The organism is Priestia sp. FW507-14D1A (assembly GCF_058781295.1).
In genome coordinates this window covers 527,763-550,009 of sequence record NZ_JBYSWQ010000002.1, presented here as the reverse complement: position 1 = coordinate 550,009, position 22,247 = coordinate 527,763, and the positions used below count along the sequence as shown (strand labels likewise).

Below are 22,247 nucleotides of genomic sequence, written 5' to 3'. Positions count from 1 at the left end.
GTGTTCCTTAAGCTAAATCTACATTTTAATAAGGAGAGTGCTTAATAATAATGATTGGTCGTCGTGTAAAAGAAATAAGAATGCAAAAAAAGCTGTCGCTTTCACAGCTTGCCGAACGTGCTGACATTGCTAAATCTTACTTAAGCAATATGGAACGTGAAATTTGTATTAATCCAACAATTGATGTAGTTGAAAAGCTGGCTCAGGCCCTTAAAGTGCACCCCGCTGTTCTTTTAAGCTGGGAAATAAAAGAGCTGGGTTCTGAGAGCATGGAGGATTCTTTCAACTGTATAAAAAGCCATATCAGTACTTTAGACAGCTTACAGCTTAAGGAACTAAGAGATTCTATTGATATCGTCGTCTGGAAAAGAGGAAAAGTTCCTTTAAGTGACTTAGGTAATTTAATATAAGTGTGTTAAAAAGAAGATAGTTTCACGATACCTTCGTAGCTTAAAAGAAAGTTGATCTTACGAAAAAGACAAATTTTATCCATTGATATTTTTGAAAAAACAGATAGAATATTATAAGAATATAAAATTATTCTATCTGTGTAAATAAAAGTTTTTATATTGAATTATTTTACATATATTTTTTGAGAGTAACCAACCGCATCGGTTGGTTTTTTGCATGAGTTGATTATTTTGTGAAAATTAAAATAAATACACCGCTACACAAAGAAATTTATTATATATTTAAAAATATAAGAGCGTTTTGTTACCAATGGGAGGCCAGCACTTGTGTCTATAAAGAAAAAAATATCGCTGTTCTTTACTTTGCTAGTGTTGTGTATTTTACTGGCGAATAACACTTTGCATTACATTAGATCTAAAAATAGATTAATAGATTTTAATCAAAAAGAAATTACTCTTGTAACGGAAGAAATTGCATACGAGGTAGAAAACTCTAAAAATAGCGCTTTGTATATGGAAGATAGAATGGCACAGGAATTAAGAACAGCTTCAATTGCTATACAGCGTTCTCTGCCTTCTAAATATCAGGATATAAGTAATGAGCAGCTTAAGGAGCTAGCAAAGCAGCTTAGAGTATCTCATATTACATTATTAGCTCCTAGCGGGGATGACATTATTGGTGTGAGGTCGTCAGACTCAAAAGAAATTAATATGTCTACTAAAGAATGGGAATATTGGTACACGTCTTTTCAGGAGCTTCTTGCGGATAGACCGGTCACTACAAAAAAAGGTATGGCCCTGCCCAACTTTTGGAGCGGTCCAATCGAGGTAGCTTCTAGTAATCCAAAGCATGTTGATAAATGGGGATATTATTATGATGGTTCGACTAACTATATTATTAACCCATATTTTCGTGATAAGAACGTAATAGATATTGAAAAGCAGTTTGGCCCTACTAATGTTATGAATCGCTTTACGAAGAGTTTAGATGGTGTTCTTGAATTAACAGTATTTAATCCTGCAAGTTTCGGAAAACACAATCAAAGCGTTTATTTAAATGGAAATCGATATGTCAAAATGAAAGATCAACCAATCTGGTATGGAACATACACATATCAAAATACGAATCGCGATAAAGCATTTATTAAGGATGCTTTGAAAACAGGAATTTCGCAAAGCTATATTTCAGAAATCAACAAGAAAAAAGTACTGAAAACATTTGTACCAATCAAGGAAGAAAAATCTGCTTCCTACGTAATAGGGGTCGTCTATGATTATGATTTGATTGAAACGGAGCTTCATGATGAATTAGTAAAGCATCTGCTTTTGTCTCTGCCTTTTATCATCCTTGTACTGATCGTCAGCATTATTTTTTCTACGTCTATTACACGTCCTATTAAAAATTTGGTGGAGCACGTGAATTATATTGCGAAAGGGAATTTCGGTGAAATATCGACTGTAAGAAGAAGGGATGAACTAGGGGGGCTTATCGAAAATATTAATCATTTATCACATTTCTTGAAAACCTATTTAGATGATTTGAAAAGCAGTCAAGAAGAAAGTGAATTTCATGCGTATCACGATTTTTTAACAGGACTGCCTAATAGAAGGTATTTCAAAGAAGAACTCAATAAGCGTTTAATGGAATCTGAGCAAAAATCAATTAAACATGTAGCCGTACTGTTTATGGATATAGACCGGTTTAAAGATATTAATGATACGTTGGGACATTCAAAAGGCGACCAGCTGATACAGCTTGTAGCTAATAGAATTAAAGCCTGCCTGCCTCCACACAATAGCTTTCTGACAAGGCAGGGGGGAGATGAATTTGTAGTTTTATTCAGTGATTTTCTACCTGTAGAGGTTGAAAAGCTTGCTCGGAAAATTATTTTAGATGTTCAGCAGCCTTGCTATATCGAAAGTGATGAAATAGTTGTAAGTATAAGCAGCGGTTTAAGTTTTTATCCGGAGCATTCTACAAATCTGGATACACTCATTACGTATGCTGACATGGCCATGTATGCTTCTAAAAGGCAGGGAGGCAACAAAGTCATGATTTACCATGAGCTATTAAATGAAAAGCAAACTGAAAAAATGCAGATTGAAAAACGTTTGCGCAAAGCTATTCAGAAAGAGGCTATTGAGGTATACTACCAACCGAAAGTGGATGCTCGACACAATGCTATAATAGGAGTAGAAGCTCTTGTGCGCTGGCACGATGAAGAGCTTGGTTTTGTTTCGCCTGAGGTATTTATTGGTATAGCAGAAGAGGCGGGTTTAATTCATTCGTTATGGGAAAGTGTGATGAATATAGCCTGCTGTCAAATCAGCAAGTGGAATAAAATGTTCAATCAAGAATTAACATTGGCAATGAACTTTTCACCACGCCAGTTTCAGGACTCTTCTTTACTAGTTCATGAGGTTAAGGGGGCTCTCTCCTTGTATAACCTTAACCCAGGAAGCTTTGAAATGGAAATCACTGAAAGCACACTGCTTATTAACACTCAGGAAACAATTAAAGCTTTACATGAACTAAAAGAATATGGTATATCAATTTCTATCGATGATTTTGGTACAGGTTATTCTTCGTTAAGTTATTTGAAAAATTTACCTATAGATTGTTTGAAAATCGATCGATCTTTTATTATGGATATGAACGAAGATGACAGCAACCGTAAAATTATACAAGCAATTATTAGCTTATCTCAAAGCTTAAATTTAAATGTAATTGCAGAAGGCGTCGAGCTAGAATATCAAAAAGATTTTCTGCTTGAAAATGGCTGTGTGCATATGCAAGGATACTTATTTAGTCGACCGCTATGCGCAGCAGGTTTTGAATCGCTTTTTTGTAGTAGTGATGACCAAAGTATCGACTAAGATGAAAAAGTAACTGAAAAGGGAAGAGGAAATAGAAATATGACACTTAGTACACAAAATTTAATTGCTCAAAAATTTTTAGAAACATTAGGCACGAATTCAACTGAAATAGATAAAAAAATAGGTCAAGCTGACACATTTATGAATGCGGTGAAAGAACTTATAGATCTATGCGGAGATAACCCTGAAAGAGATGGCCTTGAAGAGACGCCATACCGAGTATTAAAGGCGTTTTTAGAATATACGGAAGGCTACCGAGAAGATCCGAAAGCTCATTTGGAAAAAACATTTGACGTAAATCACAACGAATTGGTACTAATACGAGACATTGAATTTCACTCAATGTGTGAACATCACTTTGCGCCATTCTTTGGCGTTGCCCACGTTGGGTATATACCGGATAAAAAAATCACTGGTCTGTCTAAAATCGCTCGTACAGTAGAAGGATATGCAAAAAGATTTCAAGTTCAAGAGCGTTTAACAAATGAAATTGCAGATGCAATTGAAGAAATTTTAGAGCCTAAAGGAGTGATGGTGATTATTGAAGCGAAGCATATGTGCATGTGCGGACGAGGAATCAAAAAATCTTCAGCTTCTACAGCCACTTCATCCGTTCGAGGAACATTTATGGAAAAAGCAGAGGTTAGAGGAGAATTTTTATCTCTTTTACAGCGACAAATGTAGTGATAGAAGCTGAGAAGTAGAAGCGAGGTAAGGTGTATGCGACACGTTGATGTACTAATCATTGGTGGAGGACCGGCCGGCATTTCAGCTGCTATATGGTGCAAGAGACTGGGGATTGACTGTTTGCTTCTTGAAGAACAGTCACAGTTAGGAGGCCAGCTGTTTAACATCTTTAATGAAATTGTTGACTATCCTGGAATGCGTACAAAGAACGGAATAGAAATGCAGCGTGAAATGGTGAAGCACTTTGTTGAGATGGACTGCCTATATGAAGTAAATACAAAAGTACTTTTCATTGATGAACGTTCCAAAACTGTGAAAGTTAAGAAGCAAGCTAAAAAACAAGAAATCTGCTATACGTATCTCATTTTAGCCACGGGTTCTAGTCAGCGAAAGCTTGGAGTATCCGGTGAGCAGCAAATGATTGACCGAGGAGAAGTATATTCAGCTTCAGCAGACGGCGAACGGTTAAAAGGTAAAACAGTTGCTATTATTGGCGGAGGAGACCGGGCTTTTGAAGGAGCACATCTTTTATCATCAAAAGCAAAAGAAGTATATCTTATTCACCGTTCTACGCGTTTTAAAGCAAGAGAGCAGTATGTTGAAAGAGTTATTTCTAACCCTGGTATCAAAGTCATGACTGATACCGAGGTGACAGCTATCCATGGGAATCGTCATGTTACATCCATCGATTTAGAGAGCAAGAACAAAGAGTATAAGAACTTGTTAGTAGATGCGGTCCTAATCAGGCTGGGCGTAGCACCTAACGTTGATCTCATTAAAGGAAAAGTAGCTACGGCACAAAACGGGCTTATTGTCACAGACGACGTGCATCAAAGCAGCAATCCATTTATTTATGCAATCGGAGATGCGTGTACGACTCCTTTGTTTTCAAGTATCAGCTCCTCAGCTGGTCAAGGAACAATTGTAGCCAAGCATATATCAAGTCTGTTAACTGAGTCGTAATAAATAAAAAAGCATCTATTAAACTGATAGATGCTTTTTTACGTAATGTAATAAAAGAAAGTCAAGAGAAGAACGTTTAAAGGCAGACAAATTGTCAGGAACAAAGAGATGTATTGTTGAGGCGAGGTACTTCTTTTTTTGATTAGAATATACTCAATGATGAAATTAAGAAGAAACATGAGCAAAGATAGTATGACATAAGACCCTACGTCTTGCTGAAATGAACCAGTAAAAAGAGGTGAGAAAAGCAGTAAAAAGGTAGCGGTTTGAAAAGAACCTCTAGAAAACAAGTAATGTTTTTTAGCAATGTAATTCAAGTTATCCCTCCTTATATGTGTTATTTTACCAAATAAAAAAATAAAAATGAAGCGTATAAAGGTATATGATTATAAAGCTTATAAGAAGGTAAATAGAATTTATTAACGTATTAACCAAGATTTCCAACATTTCTATCATGCCTGAATGGGTTTCCTAAGCGTCCAATTTTGATAAAGCATGTATAGTGACTGGTAAATAGTCAGATATGTTAGTAATACCCAGCCGTTCATTAAGTACGGATAAATGGCTTGCGGTACAGAAGGGCTCGTTAAGTAATCACGGAATTGAACTACCCCCACTTAGCAAGCTTGAAGTGAGGGATTCCTAAAATCTCAAAAGACTTAGGAACCCTTCCCGTTCAACGGGGTCGGTTAGCCATGCAAATTACAGAAGTATCCTTCGGGACAACCACACATACAGCTCTTTCTATGTAAGCAAGTGCTTGTAGCGGGTACACCAACCTTCATTTGTATGGAATGATTTGAACATCCTTGTAATGCGCCCAAACCCTAGAAAATCGCTATCTGCTCCGGTAGCGTTAGTAAGTATTTGGTACAAGAAGTTCAAGGTATATTACTTATGCAAAAGCTTTCTTTAAATGTTTACTTTCTTTTTCTGTTAATTCCTTATGTGTAAGATTGATGTTACCAGATGGTTTATTTACATCGAACAGTTGATAGAACATTTCCGTTCGTACATGTAACTTTTTATTTAGCGCCCACCACTGCTTCCAGTAGGGTAATGGATGACGTACAATATGATGACGAAGCACCTGTGGCGCTTTTTCTTTGTAGCCAAGACCTTTTCGTCCAATCGTATAACTTGCTGCCTGATGAATAGAGATACCAAATTTACGCATATATTTAAGTTTTCCCGTAATCGATGTGTAAGCTGGATTTACTACGATTACAGCTATACCCATCTTTTGAGCACGACTTTTAATAGCTTGCGCCATTTTACGATAGGCGAAGAGACTCTTTAAACGGTTTACCTTTTTGTTTCCATAGGCATCCCCAGTTTTAGAGAGTGTCGTATCAATGTCCTCCATTACAATGGGCTTGTTCTTTTGAACAGCCACATCTACCAAAGCTATTGCTTCTGCTTCCAAGATTTTCGTTGATTGACCGTTTGTTTTTTTGTTTAATGTAAACGAGAATGTCCCACTTTCTAAAAAATTGCCGTCCTTTGAAACATCTGTCCACGCAAAGTGGTCCACGTTGCAATCTACACCAATGACGCCATCAGACGTAGAGAAGTTCACTAGTACTTCTTCTTCGACATCAAGTAAACATTTAATAATATAATAGTCACCGTGATCTTCGACAGACCAGGAAATAGGCTTGCCGTTCGCTTTTTTGTCCTTACACTTCCTCTGGCGAAGAACCGTTTGATTAATCTGTTCTTGCCCATAAGGGAAAACCACATTTGAAAACGTAACAACTTCCCCTGACAGAGAAGTCATATGTAAATCATTTGTGTCCGGCTGATAGGTAAAGACAAAATTGCCAGCTGCGGCATCTTTTCGTCCCGAAATCAACACTTGCTTGTTTCGTGCAGCTAAAAAGAGTTCTTTCCAAGACTGATGATCTTGTACAAACTCTTTTTTCGTAAATTGGTGCTTAAACAACTTTTTTGAGCCAAAAACCACGCTAGAAATATGAGTGGTCAACTTCTCTTTTTTTTCTTCTAGACGAAAAAGCCGATGTTCTAAATGCCCAATCTTTGCTTTTAGTCGCTTAATGGCGACATTAAGATATTGATGCTCGAATAAGTAGATATTCATCCAAACAAGAGAGTGATTCTGTAATGCTAATGAAACCAGCCCGCTTGGATGTAATGTGTATTTTCTATTTTTCGGAAAATGTACGTTGCCGTTTATACAGCTTTCTTTAATTTTGCGAAGAGTAGTTAAAAAAGAACGTTCTGTCTTTAACTTTTTCTTTATTTTTTTTATTTTTTCATCTGTTTGTTTGATGTACAGTTTATTTAGTTCGGATTGGGCTTTTAGGAGAGCTTGAGATTCGCGTACAATGCTATTGGCTACGTAATCATTTACGCCAAACTTTTTCTTTACGACTAAATGGATACTTTCCTTATGAAGCTCGCGTTTCCAACGTTTTTGCCGAACGAGCGTTTGAAATACAAATTGCTTGGCACGATTAAATAATTCACTCAACGATGCTATTTCAACTAACGTAAGGCCGTTTATCTCCTTTTTCCAAATACGCTTTGAAAAATACGCTTTCTTCATATTTCTCCTCCTATCGAACTTATGTTCTTATAATTATTTAATAGTTTATAATAAGAGAGGGGATAATTGCAATTAAAAGTTAAAAAGTAGCAAAAAAAGACCGATTTACCCCTATCTACTCGCTGGGCTATGCTCGTCTCTTTCCCTGAGGTGGAGGCTTTCTCGAATAAAATGAAAAATTCCACAATGCGTGGCCTCATATACAAAGCTCCAATACTTCTAGTAAAGACACACTGATTGTTCATGTTTTTCTTTACCTCCGTATGCGTCAGGAAACCCGGCCGTCATAGTCATAAGACCTTAGACCCGAAGTTTTGCGTCCCAGCTTTTCACTCGGTTTGCCCTTATCTGTACAAGTATCGGATTGTTTCTTTTAAAGAACATAAAAGTTAAAAAAGAAACTTTATAATGAATATTATTTTATATTTTACCATATAAATAGCTATTTTTACTCATAAAAAATACAATGACATTCGACTGGTTTTTTATTTGATTTAGGTTTTTGAGACTATAGATGAAGTAATTTGCTTAGGGAGCATCAAATGCTGTAATAGCAGGAGGTCAAAGAGGTTTAATTACTAGTAAATAACATAAATTACATTTAATTCTCTTATTGATAAACTTAGCTAGGTATGATTAACTATAAAAGTTAAGTAAAAAAATTGAAATATAGGGCTAAATTATAATTATTTTTATGGTTGAAGCTTCCTATTAAAAAAGATAGTCGAAATAAGGAGGAAACAATCGAAATGGTGCTTAGTATTATTTTAATCTGTTTGTTTCTAGTATTTGCTTATGGAGCATGGGAACAGGTTAAACATCAAAAAAATATCGATTCTATTCCGGTGAGGATAAATGTTAATGGCATTCGCGGAAAATCAACAGTTACTAGATTGATAACTGGAATCGTAACAGAAGCTGGATATAAAACTATAGGAAAGACTACAGGAACTTCAGCTAGAATGATTTATTGGTTTACAGATGAAGAGAAGCCAATTGTCAGACGACCTGAAGGGCCGAATATAGGAGAGCAAAGACGCGTCGTAAAAGAAGCGGCAAAACTAGAAGCTGAGGCATTAGTCAGTGAATGTATGGCGGTGAATCCCGATTATCAAATTACTTTTCAAGAAAAAATGCTTCAAGCAAATATTGGAGTTATTGTAAATGTATTAGAAGATCATATGGATGTTATGGGACCAACACTGGACGAAGTAGCAGAAGCTTTTCTACCAACGATTCCTTACAAAGGGCATTTAATTACGATCGATGGTCCGTATCTTGAGTATTTTAAAACAGTTGCGGCAAAAAGAAGAACAAAAGTAATTGTGGCAGATAATTCAAGAATTACAGATGAGTTCTTAAGAAAGTTTGATTATATGGTATTTCCAGATAATGCATCGCTTGCGTTAGCGGTAGCAGAAGCATTAGATATTCCTGAAGAAGTTGCTTTTAGAGGAATGCTGAATGCTCATCCCGATCCGGGTGCAATGAGAATTACCCAGTTTGGTGATCCTAAAGCGCCTGCATTTTTGGTAAATGGGTTTGCTGCAAATGATGCTGCTTCCACATTACGGATTTGGGAAAGAGTGGGAGAGATTGGTTATTCAGTAGATTCGCCTATCGTTATTATGAACTGCCGTCCTGATCGTGTAGATCGTACAGAGCAATTTGCACGAGACGTTTTACCTTATATTAAAGCTGATATTTTGGTGTTAATTGGAGAAACGACTAGTCCTATTATGGATGCTTACAACGAAGGCATCATTCCAGCAAAAGAAATTTGGGACTTAGAAGGTTATAGCACAGAAGGAATATTTGATAAGCTAAGACCAGAATTACATAATCGAATGATTTATGGAGTCGGAAATATCCATGGTGCTGCTGAACCGTTAATTGAAGCAATGAAGAATTATGAACATATTGAGGAAGTTGTCTAGGAGGAAAGTGCATGTTTGGTTCGGATTTATATGTAGCATTGGTATTAGGGGTTATTTTAAGTTTAATTTTTACAGAAAAGACAGGGATTATTCCTGCAGGGTTAGTTGTGCCAGGTTATATTGGCTTAATTTTTGATCAGCCGGTTTTTTTAGTTATGGTATTAATTATTAGTCTCTTAACCTATGTCATTGTAAAACATGGAATTGGAAGGTTTGTAATTTTGTATGGTCGTCGCAAATTCGCTGCGATGTTAGTGGTGGGAATTTCGCTGAAGCTAATATTTGACTACTTTTATCCCATTATGCCTTTTGAAATTTACGAATTTCGCGGAATCGGTGTCATTGTTCCTGGCTTAATTGCGAACACGATTCAAAAGCAGGGGCTAGCAATGACGATGGGAAGCACGCTGTTAATAAGTGGTGCTACATTCAGCTTAATGTTTGTATATAACTTTTTTATTTAGGGTGATTTGATGGATAGAAAACTGGATTTTAAAGAAAAGTTATTAAAATTTATAAAGTCGACAAAAAAGAAAACAGATCAACATGTGTGGATTACCCTGGTAATCCTTGTGATTTTCATGTACGGGATCATTTTTCTAAGTAAACCAAGTGAAGCAATTGAAAATAATACAACAGATGATACGTTAATTAATGCGACAATGGTTGGAGATATTATGTTTGGGCGTAATGTAGAAAAAGCGTCGAGCCGTTATGGTCAAGAAAATTTATTACGCTATGTGAAGCCATACTTTAAAAATGCGGATTATTCAACAGGGAACTTTGAGCATCCAGTTACGCTTAGTGATAAGTATCCAGAACAGGAGAAGTATATTCACTTGCAAACTGATAAGCAATCGGTGGAGACTCTAAAGAATCTCAATCTCTCTGTTTTAAATGTAGCAAATAATCACTCGATGGATTATTTAGAAAATGGACTAAATGATACAATAAAGACATTTAATCAGTCGGATTTGGATTTTGTAGGTATTGGAAAAAATATTAAAGATGCTAGTAAAATTAATTATCAGGTAGTCAATGGAATTAAAATAGCTACCCTTGGTTTTACGGATGCATACGTTGCTGATTCGGAAGCTAACCAAAATAATCCAGGGATACTTCCGGCTAAACCAGAAATTTTCATTCCACTAATTGAGGAAGCAAAAGAAAACGCAGATTTAGTCGTAGTGCATGCGCACTGGGGACAAGAATATGACACGACTCCTTCTCCTAGACAAAAAGGATTAGCCAAAGCAATGGCGGACTCAGGAGCTGATATTATTCTTGGCCATCATCCTCATGTTTTGCAATCTGTTGATGTCTATAAAAATACGGTTATCTTTTACAGCTTGGGGAATTTTGTATTCGACCAAGGATGGTCAGCATCACGAGAAAGTGCGCTCGTTCAGTATAAGCTAAAGAAAGATGGAACAGCCCGTTTTGAAATTACACCTATGCTGATAAAAGAAGCTACGCCAACTCCCTTAGGAAAATGGGATACGTACTATAGAGAAAAAATCTTCAAACGTCTAACTAAAAGTTCTTCAAAATCACTCGTAATCAAAGAAGAAAACAATAAGTTAGTCTTTACAGTGGACCACTCTCGAGTAGTAAAAAAAGGGGTTAACTGAAGAAATGAAAAGAAAATGGATGTACTCGCTAATCTTTCTTGCAGTTCTGCTAGTCGGCGGCTACGCAGTTGTACAGCAGTTTAATAGTGAAACAGATAACAAGCTCTATAAAAAAATCAACAAATTTGAGTCTAGCAAGGAGATTAATCATTCTTCTGGTGGATACGGTGTAAGCTCTTCAAATCCGGTAGCTGTTGAAGTCGGAATGGATGTATTGGAAGAAGGCGGAAACGCCGTAGACGCTGCTATTGCCGTTTCTTATGCTTTAGGAGTTGTAGAATCTTATGGGTCTGGTATTGGAGGAGGAGGAGGAATGCTTATTCTTCCTGGAAACCAATCAGACAAACCAACTTTTTTCGATTACAGAGAAACCAGCCCTTCTTCAAATAGTAGACCTGAAGAAGGAATAGGCGTGCCTGGATTTGTAAAAGGAATGGAAACAATTCATGAAAAATACGGAAGCAAAAAGATGGCTCAGTTAATAGATCCTGCTATTAAATTAGCTAGTGATGGTTTTCCAGTGGGTCAGCAGCTTTCAGAACGTTTGAAAGGTGCACAATATCGCCTATCAGAAGATGAAATCCCTAATTTCTTTCCAGGAAACAAACCTATTGAAGAAGGTGAAAAGCTTAAACAGCCTGAACTTGCCGAAACGCTTGAGCTAATTAAGAAAAAAGGTTCAGACGTATTTTATAATGGAAAACTCGCAGAAAAAATAGCAGAGGAAGTACCAGGAATACAAAAAACTGATTTAGAAAAGTATTCTGTGGAAGAAAGAGAACCCGTTCACGGAGAATTTGCGGGTTATGATGTCATCTCTGCACCTCCTCCATTTGCAGGAATTACGTTAATACAATCTCTACAAATGGCTGAAATGTTAAACATTCAAAAGACAGAACAAGATACGGCGCTTTTTACACATGTTACTTCTGAAATTACAAATAGAGCTAATAGTGATCGTGTCGCCCATATTGGAGACCCAGCTTTTTCTGATATAGATGACGAAGCGCTAACGACAAAAGAATATTCAAGGAAGCTTGCACAAGATCTTTCATTAAATAAGCTATCCGATAAGTATAAGCTTAAAGGCGATGAACTTGAAGAAGAACATATTAGTACAACGCATTTTGTTGTAACAGATAAAGAAGGAACGGTTGTATCCGTTACAAATACACTCAGCAACTTTTTTGGTTCAGGAGAAAATGTAGAAGGGTTTTTCCTTAACAACAATTTGAATAACTTTAATAACATAAAGACCTCTCTTAATTATTACGAGCCTGATAAGCGTTCACGAACGTTTACGGCACCTACTATTCTTAAAAAAGATGACGAGGTCATCGGGATTGGAACGCCTGGAGGAAGCAGAATACCTATGATGCTTACGGAAGTTTTGGTTCGCCACCTTTTATTCAAGGATTCTTTACAGGATGCAATTGATGCACCAAGGTTTTCAATAGAAAATAACCATCTGTATACCGAATTTCAATATCCTACGAGTGTAAGAGAAGAACTAGAAGGAATGGGATATGACGTGAAGGAGAAGAGCTCCGCTATTTACTACGGCGGTATACAAGCGATTGTTATTGATCAAAAAAACAATCGTATTTACGGAGCAGCAGACCCTAGAAGACAAGGAACTTGGAAAGTTAAATAATTATATATTCAAAGGAGAGTACCATGACTATTGTAAGAAATCTTATGAAAATATTTGTTCCTATTATTATCGTGGCAGGATTCTTTTTTATTATGTCTAACTTCAAACATACACAAACATTAAGCAGTGCTGAAGAAAAAAGAATTAAAGAATATGCAAGCCTTATGCAGCAGGCTAAAGCTAAAGAAGAAGATAAAACTCAAATTCTATCGCTTAGCAGTGTAGCAGCTCTTGGCAAAGGTTCAGCAGGAGAAGAAGTAAAAGCGGTTCAAAAATCTTTAGGACTTAATCCAGACGGTTACTTTGGTCTAGAAACAGAGCAAGCCGTAAAAGAATTTCAAGTAAAACAAGGTTATACGGCAGATGGAGTAGTGGGTCCTCAAACGTGGGATGCACTAGTAAATACGAGTAAAGATACAGTTGGATCTACTAGTAATAGCTTATAACATTTATATAAAAAAGCGAGCTTTCCTGAGAAAGCTCGCTTTTTTTATTAACGTAGTAACTGAAGTACGCCTTGTGGCTGCTGGTTAGCTTGACTTAGCATAGCTTGAGAAGCCTGAGATAAAATTGAATTCTTTGTTTGTTCCATCATTTCTTTCGCCATCGCGCGAACATTTGCTTTCACAAATGACTAGACTATATCTTCACCCTCTAAAAAAACAGGGGCCGGGCACTTCGGACATGGATATACGGAACGGTATATTCATTACCTACGGATTTCATCGTCATAGCACACTGCCTTAGACGGTTTATCCTAGTCGTTGAACTTTCTCCAGAGTTTCCTCACAGGAGCTTAGCTGCTGATTGCCCAATCTCTTCTTTTTTTTACCGTTACGTCTGTCGTTTCCAACTGCGCTGTGGTGAGAAAAGCTCTCAGGGGTTTCCAGCAATTCACCCGGTTATACTCACTAGCCGTTACCAGCTAGGACGACTGTGCTTTTTGCTGCTTACGCTGCTAAAGCATAATCTACGTCGCGAATTCTTGATTCAGACGCTGTTAGGTTTTCAGATGATGTACTTAGGTTGTTGATAGTGTGATCTAGACGATTTTGAGTAGCACCTAGTCCAGAACGCTGCTCTGACACTTGGTTAATAGCACCATCAATAATAGCTAATTGATCATCAAAAGATGTAGTAGCAAAATCTTTGACGTCAATGCTATTAACAAAAGCATCCGCTGCACCGTCTGAATCAGTATCTGCTCCTAAAGCTCCAGCACTCATATCTCCAATTTTTAAATTTACCTGCTGTCCTGCGTTCGCTCCAACTTGAAGCGTAAGATCCAGACTTCCATCCAACAGGTTTCGGCCGTTAAATTGTGCTCGATCAGAAATTCCTTTGCTGTCAGCTTCTCCACCGATTTCTTCAATTAATGAGCCGATTTCATCTTGAATAGCATCTAGATCTTCGGTTTTGTTTGTACCGTTGCCTGCTTGAACTACTAATTCACGCATACGCTGAAGAATGTCATGTGTTTCATTTAAAGCACCTTCTGCAGTTTGAATTAACGAAACACCATCTTGCGCGTTGCGAGAAGCTTGATCTAGCCCGCGAATTTGTCCACGCATTTTCTCTGAGATAGCTAATCCAGCTGCATCATCAGAAGCACTGTTAATACGCTGACCTGAAGATAACTTCTCCATTGATTTTGCCTGAGCGTTATTCGCATTGTTAAACTGACGGTACGTGTTTAAAGCTGTAATATTGTGATTAATTCTCATTTTCCTTACCTCCGTATAATGGTTTTACTTCTCGGTTTACATCCTTGTATACAAGAAGTGTCCCGTTTTAAAATGGGATAAAAGTAGTTGAACATCCTTAAAAAATATGTTCATATTATATATCGACTGAGAGAGAAGGTTGTTTATAGCTTTTATTAAATTATTTAATGGGAAATTTGTATGTATATAAAAAGAAAAACCAGCTCTCTACATGAGCTGGTTTTTTAGTATTAATGAGTAGCGCCGCCTGAAACTAAAATATCATCTTCCGTTACAATTGTAGTTTTGATGATAGAAAGCAGTCCCTTCACAATCGAATCCAGCGCCATACTTGCTTTCCCTGGATGATGCACAGCTTGTTCAGGAAGATAAGGAATATGCACAAACCCACCTTTAATTGAGCAGTTTTGAATCATGTTCATCAGCCCGTAAAATACGTGGTTACAGACAAACGTTCCAGCAGTTTGAGAAACGCTGCTTGGAATGCCTGCTTGGCGCAGGTTTTCGACAGCGGCTTTGATGGGCAGTGTCGAAAAATATGCGGCAGGTCCATTTACGATAATAGAACGATCAATGGGCTGCTGGCCGATGTTGTCAGGAATCCGCGCGTCGTCCACATTAATAGCAACGCGTTCGACCGTAATTCCTTCTCGGCCGCCTGCTTGTCCAACGCATATGACGATAGAAGGACTGATGTCTTCTATATACGTATGAAGCTTTGCAATTGATTCGCCAAACACAGTAGGAAGAGGCTTAGCGATAATGTGATAGTCTTCAACAGCTACGCCGTCTAAGGCTTTGACAGCTTCTAAAGACGGGTTAATACTTTCACCTTCAAACGGTTCAAATCCAGTTAGTAATACAGTTGTCATTCTATTACTCTCCTTTAAAAGTGATATACAAGATAGTACATTAATAGCGTATTAACAACAAAAACGGATAAAGCAATTGGCACTTGAGCTTTAATCACGGCGTTCTTGTCTTTTAATTCAAGCAGCATAGCAGGTACGATGTTAAAGTTGGCTGCCATTGGCGTAAGAAGCGTGCCGCAGTAGCCAGCAAACATGCCAAGCGCTGCCATAATCGCTGGATTACCTCCGTGCATATGTACAATCAGTGGAAGTCCAATACCTCCTGTAATAACGGCAAACGCAGCAAAGGCATTTCCCATGACAATCGTAAATAGCAGCATTCCTAGACAATAAGCCAGCACAGCAACAAACGCATAGTTAGTTGGCAAAATATCACTTACAATATCTGAAACGACTGTTCCAACGCCTGACTTTGAAAAGATGCCACCAAGCGCAGCAAGCATTTGCGGTAAAATAACCGCCCAGCCCACTGCTTGAAGCAAGCGGCTTCCTTCTTTAACAGGCACGTCCATTTTTGCTTTGGTGACGCCCATTGAAGCGATAAACGCAATCACAGCAGCGATTGCCAGTGAAATTAGCGTGACTTTTTCTGGATCGATCAATGCCCAGTTTCCAAACTTAATCTTGCCAAAAAGAAGGGTGCCGATAATCGTAAAAATAGGAATAAATAAAGCCGGTAAAAAGATTTTGTTTTTTAATCGCTGTGCGTGAGCCACACGTTCTTCAGCAGGTGTTTCGGCTTCATTAGACTTGGTCACGCGGTTAAATGAAGCAAGCAGTACCATGATAATGACTAAACACCCTACATAAAAAGGTGGAATCACATTGCCAAATAAAAACGTAACGGAAAACAGTGCCCAGAATAGAGAAGATCCTAAACGGTTAGGATGGTTATGATCGCGTGCGATTCGAAGTGCGATAAAAGCAACAATAATACCGAGTAAGTAGTAAATCGTATCAAGCGTTAGGATGCTTTTCATTTAACTCGCCTCCGTCTTTGAAGATGATGTTGGTTTGTGCTTTGTCATTTTTCTGTGAATACGTCGGTCTAACTGACGGAAACGAATGGCGCTGATCAGCAGCGCTGCGATGGCTGTTGGAATACCCCAAAGCGCCATATCCCAGACGTCAACGTGAATCCCTACAGAGTCAAAAAATCCTTTCATTAAAAGAATTCCACCTGTTGCGATAAAGATATCTTCTCCGAAAAACCAGCCCGTATTTTCAGCTGCCGCGGCATGAGCGCGAATATCTTCTTTTACTTTAGGCGGAAGCTCTCCGTATTTTGCACGAGCAGCGCCTTCAGACATAGGTGCGACTAACGGACGTACAGACTGAGCATGTCCTCCAATATTTAAGCCGACTGCGGCTGAGATTTCACGAATAAAAAGATATATAAGTAAAACATTTCCAGAAGAAGCGTTTTTCGCTTTTTTTATCAGCATTTCCGCTTGTTCCTTTAACCCGTATTTTTCTAACACGCCAAAGATAGGAAGAGTAAGTAAAATAGCCATAGACATATAGCGGTTATCGACAAAAAACTGTCCAAACATCGTAATTACTCCATGCAGTGATAAACCTGATACCAGGCCCGTCACGATGCCTGCGACGGTCACAACAAGCAGTGTATTTAAACGAAATAAAAACCCCACTGCCACTAGCAAAACCCCAATTAATTTCAACATAAAAAATCCCCCTTGATTATGTATAAATCGTGCTGCAAATTCACCTCCATTATTTTTCTAAAAAAACAAAGACGTCTTGAGTATAAACAATTCTGAAAATTAAAACAAGATGCTTAAGGCATAAAATAGTTTGATTAGTGAAATAAATGAAAAAGAAAAAAGCTTTGGAATTTTATATTCCAAAGCTTTTTCTAAACCCAATACCTGGGATACTGCCGATCTTGAAATAAATTGTTATACGCAGTAGAAATCAGTACAACCACACATGCACAAATCATAATAATACCTAAGTATCCCCAGCCTGCTTGGGTATTAATTGCGACAATCGCGCTAGCTGCAGCGGGAGGATGAACGGTTTTGGTAAGAATCATTAAAATAAGAACAAAAGCAAGCACAATCGCTATAGTAATAAGACTTCGATGAAATAAACTCCAAATAATAAGTGCGGAAACTGTCGCAAGCAAGTGCCCTCCAAGCACGTGGCGCGGCTGTGATAAAGGACCTTTGTGCGCCCCAAAAACAAGCACGCAGCTCGCGCCAATTGGAGCGAGTGCCATTGGATAACCAAGCGCTAGTGCAATCGCGCTGCTGATGATAATCGCAATTAAGCCTCCGATTGAAGAAACAACCGCGTCTCTATAATTGATTTTCGGTTCTTCTTTTAGTTCTCCTTTCATCTTTTTAGCATAAGAGCTTAAGTAAGACAGAAAGGGGCTTTTTGTTTGAGCAAAACTTTTTTCAATCTGCATTTCTTCTTTCCTTTCTCTTTTGTAAGTAAAAGTTGTTTGTCAAGTTGTATGTCAGAACATCTGCTATATTAAGTTAGTTTATAAGAAAACATGGATTACTGGAAGAGGAAAAATGTCTTTTTTTATTGGAAATACTTTTTATGAACAAAAAAAGGTGGGATAAGCGGTAGAAGGGTCTCTATGTGCAGTGAGAGTAAGAGAGATGTATAATAAACCTAGAGGTGACTAAATTATGTATCTAATAGACTACCATCATCACACAAACAATTCATTTGACTCCCAGGCAGTCATGAAAGAAGTGTGCGAACAAGCTGTAAAAAACGGTATAAACGAAATTTGTTTTACCGAGCACTTTTCATTAAATCCATTAGCGCCAACGTACGGTCATATGGATTTTGATAAATATGAACGAGAACTAGCGGAATGCAGAGATCAGTTTCAAGATCAGCTAGTGATTAAAAAAGGAATTGAAATTTGTGAGCCGCACTATTTAAAAGAGAAGTATCAAGAAACGGTGAAGCAGGAGAACTTTGATTTTATTTTAGGATCAGTTCATAACATTAATAACATCAAGCTTCGTAAACATTTGGAGCTGAATGACAAAGAAGCAATTTACCGCGCTTATTTTAACGAAATGTATAAGCTAGTAAGTGAAGCGGATATTGATGTATTGGCTCATTTAGATTTAATGAAGCGCTATGCGTTTGAGCAATACGGCATTTACGACTTTCATCAGTTCAAAGATATTCTTGCGGATATTTTGAAAAAAGCAATTGATCGTAATATTGGAATTGAAATTAACACTTCAGGTATGAGAGGGAAGCTGGGCGAAGCATTGCCGGCACTTGAAGTTGTTGGGCTGTACCGCGATTTGGGCGGAGAAATCTTAACGATTGGATCTGATTCACACTTTGCTGAAACGGTAGGAGCTCATATGAAAGAAGCGGTTGAAATGGCGAAGGAGTGCGGATTTACACATGTTTATACGTTTGACCAGCGTCAGCCAAACGGAATAAAAATATAAGTGATAGTAAAAGCACGCTTCAATACATTGAAGCGTGCTTTTACTATTGGTTGTTCTTATTCGTTAATAAGAATTCTCGGACGTCCTCTATTTTTAATCCGAGTTCATGAGCTGCTTTTATTAGATCAATCCATTCTTGATCTACTGCTAATTTTTCGTTTGTGTTCATCACTATTCATCCACCCTTGTCAGGGAACCCAGCCATCTTAGCATGCTGTAAACATTGCCTTAGACCCGAAGCTTTGCGTCACTGCTTTTCAGCAGCTTTGCCTTTATCTGAATAAATTTTTTAAATAACTATTATTATTTTAGTAGAAAGCATGCAGAAATAGTGTCGAAATAGGTCGAGGTTTAAAAAAAACATTCTACATCCATCTTTATATCCTAAAACGAGTGAATAGTAAAATGATTAAACTTAAAAAATAACGTTTTGCTGCTAATTTATACGCAGTTCATAAATAGTATTCACAATAGAAGAGAAAAGCATAGGACAAGGAGAGGTAGATATGCGCTGGATGAATATCTACAAAGTATGGAGGGACTTCGCAGACCTGCAGTCACATTTAAGAGAAGACCTGCTAAGCGAATAGAGAACAATAAAATTATAAAAAAATGAACCCTGATAAAAAAGGCTCATTTTTTTATGGAAGAACTATATCTATTTCTCTCTGCTCTTCTATGCTTTGTTTTACTCTTATATAGAAGAAATAAAAACAGAGCGCCTCCAAAAGAGTCAATAAGTACATCTACAATTCGACCGTCTCGACCAATAATAAAAGCTTGGTGAACCTCGTCCAAAAATGCAAAGCAAGCAAGAAGCAGTCCTGCTTTTACATAACGCCCAGGCCTTTCTTTTAAGTTCCAATAAATTAACACAGCTAATATACCAAAGAAGGAAATATGAGCAATTTTACGAAGGATAAATTCTAGATTAAACCCGTATGTATAGGAAGTATAAAACTCACTGCCTGGTTTTAAAATAGACCAAAGCGTAGCATTATGGTCCCAAACAGAAGAGTTACTCCAGCTGCTTGGATCTGTGACCTGTAAATGAGGTGTGTGGGAAAAATGAGCGATGCTAAGCATCATTAAGATAACAGCGATTTTTTTTATCATGATGACATTTCCTTTATTTTACTTGATTGTATTAGCTTAAGGAAAAAAAGAGAAAAAAGCAAGAAATTTAAGTATTGATAACAAATTTTTTAATGATCCAAGATAAAAAAAACAAAATTCAGTTAATTTTGTTTGCTTTCTTGAACAAACTTCTTTACCTCATCAACGGACAAGCCCATTTCATAGGCTTCTTTCATGAGTAAAATCCACTCTTTCTCTAAATCTACTTTTTCTTTTAATTTGTCAGTCATGATTATTCCTCCCCGGACCTTAAGGAGTAAAGCTGTCGTGGTTGAAAAAGCTCTCGATACTAGCCTTACTTACTTTTATTAACAATTATACAAACAATCGATTTTACTTTGCAAATATTACACAGAATATAGTTATAAAGAATTGTTTATGTGTGAATTTGAATAGGTAAAAAGAAGTTAATACAGGTATTGTAGCGCGGTGTTTTTACTTAATGCTTAGAATCCTTCACTGTCTGCAGATTTTTTTTGAAGGACAGGTACTGATAGAATTCGATAAAGTCCTCTTTTGTCATACCTTGGCCTATAGCGCAGCTTAGCAACTCCAGCCATTCTTCCGTAATATATGGATCAGCTTCCATTTGTTCATTTGTTTCATCAATTAAATAATCAACGCTTGTGCCCAAAGAAGCAGCAATTTTGTGAAGCATCTGCAAGGAAGGATTTGAGTTTGAACCTTTTTCAATTTGTGAAAGGTAGGATTTTGATATTTGTGCTTTCTCCGCCAGTCTAGTAATAGAATAACGTTTTTGCAGCCTCAATTCTTTAATACGGTCACCTATCACCTAAAAACCTCTCCTTTATATGTAGCATCTGTTGTTCATTATAAAGGAATTTTTGGTGTTTTCAATATTAAAACATTAAAAAACAGATATTTAATAAATATTATTGTTCTTTTTCAAGAACAAATAAACCTTTTCAGCTAATATTAATAATAACTGCATTGATATATATACAACCTCGATAAAGATTCCTTACAAATAATAACAACATAAGCTTAGGCAAAGAATAAGGTTGAAGAACAGATAAGAAAATAGCTCAAGACTAAACTTTTCGAATCCAAGTTGTTGACTCAAAGCAAATTTTTATGTCTATACCTCACATAAAGACTGTAAAAGTTAAATTATATACATAATATACCAAATAGTTATAATCTACTGTATCTCTAGTCTAATTAGCATCTAATATATTTTAGAACTATTAGTAATAATAGGGGGATTTTTCAGAAGTTATTACTAAAAAGTAAGTAGAGGATTTTATAAGAAAAAACCTGGTGCTAATATAACTAAAGACTAAAGGAGTGCTTTTACGAATATTGGTTTTTCTGATGCTATTTCTGAAATACTATTGATAATATCAAATTAAGATAAGGGTTCATGAATTGAAGAAAGTTGCAACAAACCTGAACCTAAAGAATGCACAAAATATTCTTAGCGGAGTCTGTTGTTCAAAAATAATCAGCACTCACTTCCGATATTTAGTTACTCCTAGATACTAAAGTATTTTTGTTTTACCTTTATTAAAATAACTTCAAAAATCTAGGAAGACCCAAATGTATTTGTTAAGTGTATCTTTCCATTAATAACCTAAAAATAGTACAATAGGTATTAGGTAAAAATGACTTTAATATACGTTATTTTGAAGAAATAATACTAGATATTCATCTGTATACAAACTTTATAATAGAACTATTCTTTTTCTTTTCATGCCAATATTCCTGCTTTTCGTATCTATTATAAAACATTTTATGAGAATAAATGTAATTTTTTTAGGTAAGAGGTTGAATATCTTATGTACGTACATTATAATGAAAAAGTTGTAAATATATCAAAATAAGGGGAATTTGATATGCCAGTAACCGAAAGAATTGTAATAGATGCTGATCCATCTATAAAAAAAATGTTGTCTGAAATATCAGAAGAACACGGAAAAACTATGAAGGATATAGTTTGTAGCTTAATAGAAAGAACATATAAAGAATTGCAGATAAGTAAACAAGAAGAAAAAGGTAGATATTTGCTTGATTTGAGCATAGAAGATTTGGAGACTAAGATAAATTAAAAATTATTATATTTTTTGTTTAAATTCCAGATTGTTTGACGTGAAAAATAGAATTCTCAATGGTTTACTTTTCTTATTAATATTACATTCACATTCTATTAAGATTAACGATGCGTTTTTTTAGAGGTTATAACCAATATAGTGAATTTAAAAGTTTATAAAAGAATTATGTATATGATTACTAATTTCCTTCATCAAAAGAGAGTTAACTTAACTCTCAACTCAATGAACTATCTATTTTTTCTGACTTTTGGAAATA

The 22,247-nt window shown here is 36.6% G+C and carries 21 protein-coding genes, 1 pseudogene and 2 riboswitches; of the genes and pseudogenes, 11 read left to right on the top strand and 11 right to left on the bottom strand.

Annotated elements, in window-relative coordinates; genetic code table 11:
* The first annotated feature begins 50 nt into the window (after positions 1 to 50).
* From AC3WJG_RS11205 to AC3WJG_RS11190, 4 genes are all read left to right on the top strand, one after another.
* Positions 51 to 410, top strand: a complete 360-nt coding sequence (locus AC3WJG_RS11205; protein WP_337133571.1) for a helix-turn-helix domain-containing protein — start codon at positions 51 to 53, stop codon at positions 408 to 410.
* A 327-nt stretch (positions 411 to 737) separates the two neighbouring features.
* Entirely contained in the window at positions 738 to 3,287 is a 2,550-nt protein-coding gene (locus AC3WJG_RS11200) for an EAL domain-containing protein (protein WP_337133569.1), read from the top strand.
* Between the two features lie 39 nt (positions 3,288 to 3,326).
* Positions 3,327 to 3,971, top strand: a complete 645-nt coding sequence (folE, locus tag AC3WJG_RS11195) for a GTP cyclohydrolase I FolE (RefSeq protein WP_047751500.1) — start codon at positions 3,327 to 3,329, stop codon at positions 3,969 to 3,971.
* A 36-nt stretch (positions 3,972 to 4,007) separates the two neighbouring features.
* Entirely contained in the window at positions 4,008 to 4,937 is a 930-nt protein-coding gene (locus AC3WJG_RS11190) for an FAD-dependent oxidoreductase (RefSeq protein WP_047751499.1), read from the top strand.
* 895 nt (positions 4,938 to 5,832) lie between these two features.
* Here AC3WJG_RS11190 and AC3WJG_RS11185 read toward each other — a convergent pair.
* Positions 5,833 to 7,506: an IS200/IS605 family accessory protein TnpB-related protein gene (locus AC3WJG_RS11185; protein ID WP_492588235.1), complete on the bottom strand. Its 1,674-nt coding sequence runs from the start codon at positions 7,504 to 7,506 to the stop codon at positions 5,833 to 5,835.
* Positions 7,507 to 7,774: 268 nt separating this feature from the next.
* A riboswitch (cyclic di-GMP riboswitch) is annotated at positions 7,775 to 7,859 on the bottom strand.
* Between the two features lie 396 nt (positions 7,860 to 8,255).
* On the opposite strand from AC3WJG_RS11185, the gene pgsB reads away from it, so the two are divergent.
* Genes pgsB through AC3WJG_RS11160 form a run of 5 tightly spaced genes read left to right on the top strand, consistent with a single transcriptional unit; the run spans position 8,256 to position 13,174 of the window.
* Complete coding sequence (gene pgsB, locus AC3WJG_RS11180; protein ID WP_337133564.1) at positions 8,256 to 9,443, top strand: poly-gamma-glutamate synthase PgsB; 1,188 nt, start codon at positions 8,256 to 8,258, stop codon at positions 9,441 to 9,443.
* 11 nt (positions 9,444 to 9,454) lie between these two features.
* Positions 9,455 to 9,907, top strand: coding sequence for a poly-gamma-glutamate biosynthesis protein PgsC (gene pgsC, locus AC3WJG_RS11175; RefSeq protein WP_098966310.1), 453 nt, complete (start codon positions 9,455 to 9,457; stop codon positions 9,905 to 9,907).
* A 9-nt stretch (positions 9,908 to 9,916) separates the two neighbouring features.
* Positions 9,917 to 11,074, top strand: a complete 1,158-nt coding sequence (locus AC3WJG_RS11170) for a CapA family protein (RefSeq protein ID WP_251439190.1) — start codon at positions 9,917 to 9,919, stop codon at positions 11,072 to 11,074.
* Positions 11,075 to 11,078: 4 nt separating this feature from the next.
* Positions 11,079 to 12,728: a gamma-glutamyltransferase gene (gene ggt / locus AC3WJG_RS11165; RefSeq protein ID WP_337133561.1), complete on the top strand. Its 1,650-nt coding sequence runs from the start codon at positions 11,079 to 11,081 to the stop codon at positions 12,726 to 12,728.
* Between the two features lie 23 nt (positions 12,729 to 12,751).
* Positions 12,752 to 13,174 (top strand): peptidoglycan-binding protein, encoded by a 423-nt coding sequence (locus AC3WJG_RS11160; protein WP_098999267.1) that lies wholly within the window; start codon positions 12,752 to 12,754, stop codon positions 13,172 to 13,174.
* A 47-nt stretch (positions 13,175 to 13,221) separates the two neighbouring features.
* On the opposite strand, the pseudogene AC3WJG_RS11155 reads toward AC3WJG_RS11160, so the two are convergent.
* The 6 genes and pseudogenes from AC3WJG_RS11155 to AC3WJG_RS11130 all read right to left on the bottom strand — a co-directional run.
* Positions 13,222 to 13,335, bottom strand: a pseudogene (locus AC3WJG_RS11155) (flagellin); the annotation flags it as partial.
* A gap of 343 nt (positions 13,336 to 13,678) precedes the next feature.
* Positions 13,679 to 14,452, bottom strand: a complete 774-nt coding sequence (locus AC3WJG_RS11150; RefSeq protein WP_337133559.1) for a flagellin N-terminal helical domain-containing protein — start codon at positions 14,450 to 14,452, stop codon at positions 13,679 to 13,681.
* Positions 14,453 to 14,682: 230 nt separating this feature from the next.
* A complete protein-coding gene (gene pcp, locus AC3WJG_RS11145; protein WP_154989411.1) occupies positions 14,683 to 15,324 on the bottom strand; it encodes a pyroglutamyl-peptidase I in 642 nt (213 codons plus the stop codon).
* 14 nt (positions 15,325 to 15,338) lie between these two features.
* On the bottom strand, positions 15,339 to 16,304 hold the full coding sequence (locus AC3WJG_RS11140; protein WP_116741474.1) for a DUF979 domain-containing protein: 966 nt from the start codon (positions 16,302 to 16,304) through the stop codon (positions 15,339 to 15,341).
* A complete protein-coding gene (locus tag AC3WJG_RS11135; protein WP_337133550.1) occupies positions 16,305 to 17,009 on the bottom strand; it encodes a DUF969 domain-containing protein in 705 nt (234 codons plus the stop codon).
* A gap of 191 nt (positions 17,010 to 17,200) precedes the next feature.
* Positions 17,201 to 17,758 (bottom strand): HPP family protein, encoded by a 558-nt coding sequence (locus AC3WJG_RS11130; protein WP_034653823.1) that lies wholly within the window; start codon positions 17,756 to 17,758, stop codon positions 17,201 to 17,203.
* A gap of 232 nt (positions 17,759 to 17,990) precedes the next feature.
* Between AC3WJG_RS11130 and AC3WJG_RS11125 the strand changes: the two genes are divergently transcribed.
* The gene (locus tag AC3WJG_RS11125; protein ID WP_337133546.1) at positions 17,991 to 18,782 is read left to right on the top strand and encodes a histidinol-phosphatase HisJ family protein; all 792 of its coding nucleotides are present in this window, start codon (positions 17,991 to 17,993) and stop codon (positions 18,780 to 18,782) included.
* Between the two features lie 43 nt (positions 18,783 to 18,825).
* Here the strand turns inward: AC3WJG_RS11125 and AC3WJG_RS11120 are convergent, their stop codons facing one another.
* The 4 genes from AC3WJG_RS11120 to AC3WJG_RS11105 all read right to left on the bottom strand — a co-directional run bounded on the left by AC3WJG_RS11120 (position 18,826) and on the right by AC3WJG_RS11105 (position 20,712).
* Positions 18,826 to 18,951 (bottom strand): anti-repressor SinI family protein, encoded by a 126-nt coding sequence (locus tag AC3WJG_RS11120; protein ID WP_289578766.1) that lies wholly within the window; start codon positions 18,949 to 18,951, stop codon positions 18,826 to 18,828.
* Between the two features lie 19 nt (positions 18,952 to 18,970).
* A riboswitch (cyclic di-GMP riboswitch) is annotated at positions 18,971 to 19,063 on the bottom strand.
* Positions 19,064 to 19,415: 352 nt separating this feature from the next.
* On the bottom strand, positions 19,416 to 19,898 hold the full coding sequence (locus tag AC3WJG_RS11115; protein WP_492588232.1) for a VanZ family protein: 483 nt from the start codon (positions 19,896 to 19,898) through the stop codon (positions 19,416 to 19,418).
* 122 nt (positions 19,899 to 20,020) lie between these two features.
* Positions 20,021 to 20,149: a DNA-binding anti-repressor SinI gene (gene sinI, locus AC3WJG_RS11110; protein ID WP_218215610.1), complete on the bottom strand. Its 129-nt coding sequence runs from the start codon at positions 20,147 to 20,149 to the stop codon at positions 20,021 to 20,023.
* A 209-nt stretch (positions 20,150 to 20,358) separates the two neighbouring features.
* Positions 20,359 to 20,712, bottom strand: a complete 354-nt coding sequence (locus AC3WJG_RS11105) for a helix-turn-helix domain-containing protein (protein ID WP_337133539.1) — start codon at positions 20,710 to 20,712, stop codon at positions 20,359 to 20,361.
* A 1,063-nt stretch (positions 20,713 to 21,775) separates the two neighbouring features.
* Between AC3WJG_RS11105 and AC3WJG_RS11100 the strand changes: the two genes are divergently transcribed.
* A complete protein-coding gene (locus AC3WJG_RS11100; RefSeq protein WP_337133537.1) occupies positions 21,776 to 21,988 on the top strand; it encodes a hypothetical protein in 213 nt (70 codons plus the stop codon).
* Positions 21,989 to 22,247: the final 259 nt, after the last annotated feature.

Excerpts from the sequence above, each read along its gene's own strand:
- AC3WJG_RS11170 (WP_251439190.1), top strand. The coding sequence starts at position 9,917 with ATGGATAGAAAACTGGATTTTAAAGAAAAGTTATTAAAATTTATAAAG.
- AC3WJG_RS11140 (WP_116741474.1), bottom strand. The coding sequence starts at position 16,304 with ATGAAAAGCATCCTAACGCTTGATACGATTTACTACTTACTCGGTATT.
- AC3WJG_RS11125 (WP_337133546.1), top strand. The coding sequence starts at position 17,991 with ATGTATCTAATAGACTACCATCATCACACAAACAATTCATTTGACTCC.
- ggt (WP_337133561.1), top strand. The coding sequence starts at position 11,079 with ATGAAAAGAAAATGGATGTACTCGCTAATCTTTCTTGCAGTTCTGCTA.
- pgsB (WP_337133564.1), top strand. The coding sequence starts at position 8,256 with ATGGTGCTTAGTATTATTTTAATCTGTTTGTTTCTAGTATTTGCTTAT.
- sinI (WP_218215610.1), bottom strand. The coding sequence starts at position 20,149 with ATGACTGACAAATTAAAAGAAAAAGTAGATTTAGAGAAAGAGTGGATT.
- AC3WJG_RS11185 (WP_492588235.1), bottom strand. The coding sequence starts at position 7,506 with ATGAAGAAAGCGTATTTTTCAAAGCGTATTTGGAAAAAGGAGATAAAC.
- AC3WJG_RS11100 (WP_337133537.1), top strand. The coding sequence starts at position 21,776 with ATGCCAGTAACCGAAAGAATTGTAATAGATGCTGATCCATCTATAAAA.
- folE (WP_047751500.1), top strand. The coding sequence starts at position 3,327 with ATGACACTTAGTACACAAAATTTAATTGCTCAAAAATTTTTAGAAACA.
- AC3WJG_RS11190 (WP_047751499.1), top strand. The coding sequence starts at position 4,008 with ATGCGACACGTTGATGTACTAATCATTGGTGGAGGACCGGCCGGCATT.
- pgsC (WP_098966310.1), top strand. The coding sequence starts at position 9,455 with ATGTTTGGTTCGGATTTATATGTAGCATTGGTATTAGGGGTTATTTTA.
- AC3WJG_RS11120 (WP_289578766.1), bottom strand. The coding sequence starts at position 18,951 with ATGAACACAAACGAAAAATTAGCAGTAGATCAAGAATGGATTGATCTA.
- AC3WJG_RS11135 (WP_337133550.1), bottom strand. The coding sequence starts at position 17,009 with ATGTTGAAATTAATTGGGGTTTTGCTAGTGGCAGTGGGGTTTTTATTT.
- AC3WJG_RS11205 (WP_337133571.1), top strand. The coding sequence starts at position 51 with ATGATTGGTCGTCGTGTAAAAGAAATAAGAATGCAAAAAAAGCTGTCG.
- AC3WJG_RS11115 (WP_492588232.1), bottom strand. The coding sequence starts at position 19,898 with ATGATAAAAAAAATCGCTGTTATCTTAATGATGCTTAGCATCGCTCAT.
- AC3WJG_RS11130 (WP_034653823.1), bottom strand. The coding sequence starts at position 17,758 with ATGCAGATTGAAAAAAGTTTTGCTCAAACAAAAAGCCCCTTTCTGTCT.
- AC3WJG_RS11160 (WP_098999267.1), top strand. The coding sequence starts at position 12,752 with ATGACTATTGTAAGAAATCTTATGAAAATATTTGTTCCTATTATTATC.
- pcp (WP_154989411.1), bottom strand. The coding sequence starts at position 15,324 with ATGACAACTGTATTACTAACTGGATTTGAACCGTTTGAAGGTGAAAGT.
- AC3WJG_RS11150 (WP_337133559.1), bottom strand. The coding sequence starts at position 14,452 with ATGAGAATTAATCACAATATTACAGCTTTAAACACGTACCGTCAGTTT.